This window comes from Agromyces tropicus (assembly GCF_039531345.1).
Classification (GTDB): Bacteria; Actinomycetota; Actinomycetes; order Actinomycetales; family Microbacteriaceae; genus Agromyces; species Agromyces tropicus.
Map to the genome: position 1 here is coordinate 1 of NZ_BAAAPW010000012.1, position 2,765 is coordinate 2,765.

Genomic DNA, 2,765 nt, shown 5'->3' on the forward strand with positions numbered 1-2,765 from the left:
GTGCCAGAACAGGTGCAGGAAGTCGCCGCCCGGGGTCTCCTCGAGGTAGAGCCCGAAGTTCTTCAGGTCGGACTTGTTCGGCGGGATGCTGCCGGTGACGGGCGAGGGCACCGGGGTGTCCTCCTTGGATCCCTGGCCGAACGAGTCGTCGCCGGTACCGGAGAGCGCATCCGCTTGACGGACCTCGGTGACGTTCGCCCAGTCGAGCGAAGGCGGTGCGGCGTCGTCGACCTTGAGGTTCGCGCCGGCACCGACGTCCGGGTCCTCGATCTCGAAGTCGCTGCCGGCGAGGCTGACCTCGGGGTGCGCGGCCTGCGCGGGGCCGCCGATGAGGGCGGCGCCGGCCAATCCCAGCACGCCCGCGATCGCGAGGATCCTCGGAGTCCGCCGTCGGGCAGGCGTCCCGTCGTCGGGGACGCGGATTCGGGTTGTGTGGGGCATCATCGCCTCCGGTGTCGCAGATTCGTCCGGTCCGGACGGATCCGGACGTCCGCTGCGGGCGACGTGGCGGGCATCGGGTGGCCCGTCTTCGGCGCGTCGGTCGGCGGGGGTAAGGACGCCGGCCGGCGTGCATCGCGCCGTAGTGGTCTCTCACGCCTGTTCGGCACGTTACGCCGGTGCGGGCGATGCGGGAACCGAAAACGAGGAATCCTCACTACCCCAGATCGGGGGTGGACGGGACGGGGTCCCCGCCGGCGCTGCCGGCGGGGACCCTCGGTTCAGTATGGAACTGCCTCCTCAGCTCACGGATCGATCACGATGGTGCAGACCACGGTCCGCGGCGTGAGGTCGTTGATCGTGATGGACGGGTCGTCCATCTCATCGGCGAGCGAGACCTCATCGGAGCCGGACACGTCGCACGAGATGCTCGAGTACGTGCCGCCCGGCACCTGCGAGTCGACGCTCACGGTGAGGTTCGTCAACGGGATGTTGGTGAACTCCTTCACCGCACCGGCGTTCGTGTCGGAGCAGTCATCGGCCGTCGCCTCGGCGACGTTCGCCGTCTGCGAGCCCGGGACCTCCATCACGTAGCCGGAGGGCACGACCTCGTTCACCGTGTAGTTGCCGACCAGGCCGCTCACGACGAGGCCGGTGTAGCAGGCCATGCCGTTCGCGTCGGTCGTGACCGTCACGCCCTCGGCCGGCAGCTCGCCGCCCGTGATGACGAAGTCCACGCCGGCGTGCGGGTGGTTCTCACCCAGTCCGTCGGCCGCGTGCTTGCGGTCCTTGATGACCTTGATCGAGCCGAGCTCGCGGTCGTCGTGGAACGTGCAGGTCACGGTCTCGCCCGGGCTCAGCCCGATCGAGCTCACGTCCGACCCGTCGTCGCACGTCGCGCTGATCAGGTTCCAGAAGTCGGGAACCGTCTCGGTCACGTCGTACGTCCCGGGGTCGAGGTTGCCGAAGGTCTGCGAGTCCTTGCCCGCATCGCCCGGTCCGGTCGTCGTGAGCGTGAAGGCCGACGGGGTCAGGGTGCTCGACGTGAAGTCGAACGCGCCGCTGCTGGTGTCGGTGATCTTCTCGATCACGATCGAGCCGAAGGCCCGGTTGGTGTAGGTGCACTCGAGCACGTCATCGGCGTCGTCGATGGCGAACGTGACCTCTGCCCCGGCGATCGACGGCACGACGCCGACGCTCGCGGTGCAGTCGAGGTCGAGCAGCTCCCAACCGCTCGGCAGCGAGTCCTCGGTGACCGTCAGGCCCGTGCCGAACAGCACGTTGAGGTACGTCGCCGTCTCACCGTTCTTCAGCGAGAAGGACGGGTCGGTCGTGCCGTCGAGCGTCGAGAACGACGACGAGTAGCCGAACGAGGCATCCGACGGATCCGGATCCGGCTGCGTGACCTTGTGGATGATCACGGTGCCGCCGGTCTGGTTGCCGTAGGTGCACTCGAGCACGTCGTCAGCGTCGTCGATGTCGAACGTCACGGTTCCGGCGTTGAGGTCGATCGACGGGCTCACGCCGGAGCTGGCGCTGCAGTCGATGTCCTCGAGCGCCCATCCGGTCGGGAGGGTGTCCTCGGTGACGGTGTACCCGGTGCCGAGCAGCACGTCATCCCAGCTCGCGGTCTCGCCGTTGGCCAGGCTGAAGGACGGGTCGGAGCCGTTCGCGAGGGTGTCGAACACGCCGTTGAAGCCGAAGTCCGAAGCGCTCGGATCCGGGTCCGGGTCGGTCACCTTGTGGATGATCACCTGGCCGCCGGTCTCGTTGTAGTACGTGCAGTCGAGCACGTCGTTGTTGTTGTCGAGATCGAAGGTCACGGTTCCCGTGCCGACGTCGATCGACGGCGTCACTCCGGTGCTTGCGGAGCAGTCGATCGAGCCGAGCTTCCAGCCGGCCGGCAATGCGCCGAGGTCCTCGGTCACGCTGAGACCGGTGCCCAGGAACACGTCGGTGTAGGTCTGGCTCTCGCCGTTCTTCAGGTTGAAGGTCGGGTCGTTGCCGCCCTGCCGGTCGAAGTCCGTGGTGTAGGCGAACGACGAGTCCGACGGGTCGGGGCTCGGGTCGGTCACCTTCCGGATGACGACCTTCGCGCACGTGTCGAGCCCGGTGGGCACGGGTGCGATGTAGTCCTTCATCGCGGCCGTGAAGGAGTCGGAGGATCGGCTCTTCAGGTACGCGCTGCCGAACGTGACGCAGCCCTCACCGACGATCGCGGAGAAGTCGACCGTGGCCTCGCCGAAGGTGCGTGGCGAGATGTCCTCGGTCTGGAGTCCGTCGTTCTCGGCGGCCGGGATCACGCTGGTGTTGATCGATCCGGTCGC

The 2,765-nt window shown here is 67.8% G+C and carries 2 protein-coding genes; both read right to left on the reverse strand.

Translation table 11 applies throughout. The annotated features are described in order from the left end of the window. The coding region (locus tag ABD230_RS19105) for a hypothetical protein (RefSeq protein ID WP_344379041.1) at window positions 1-441 on the reverse strand (441 nt) is incomplete at its 3' end. A 302-nt stretch (window positions 442-743) separates the two neighbouring features. Beyond that, on the reverse strand, window positions 744-2,765 hold a 2,022-nt coding region (locus tag ABD230_RS19110), incomplete at its 5' end, for a prealbumin-like fold domain-containing protein (protein WP_344379043.1).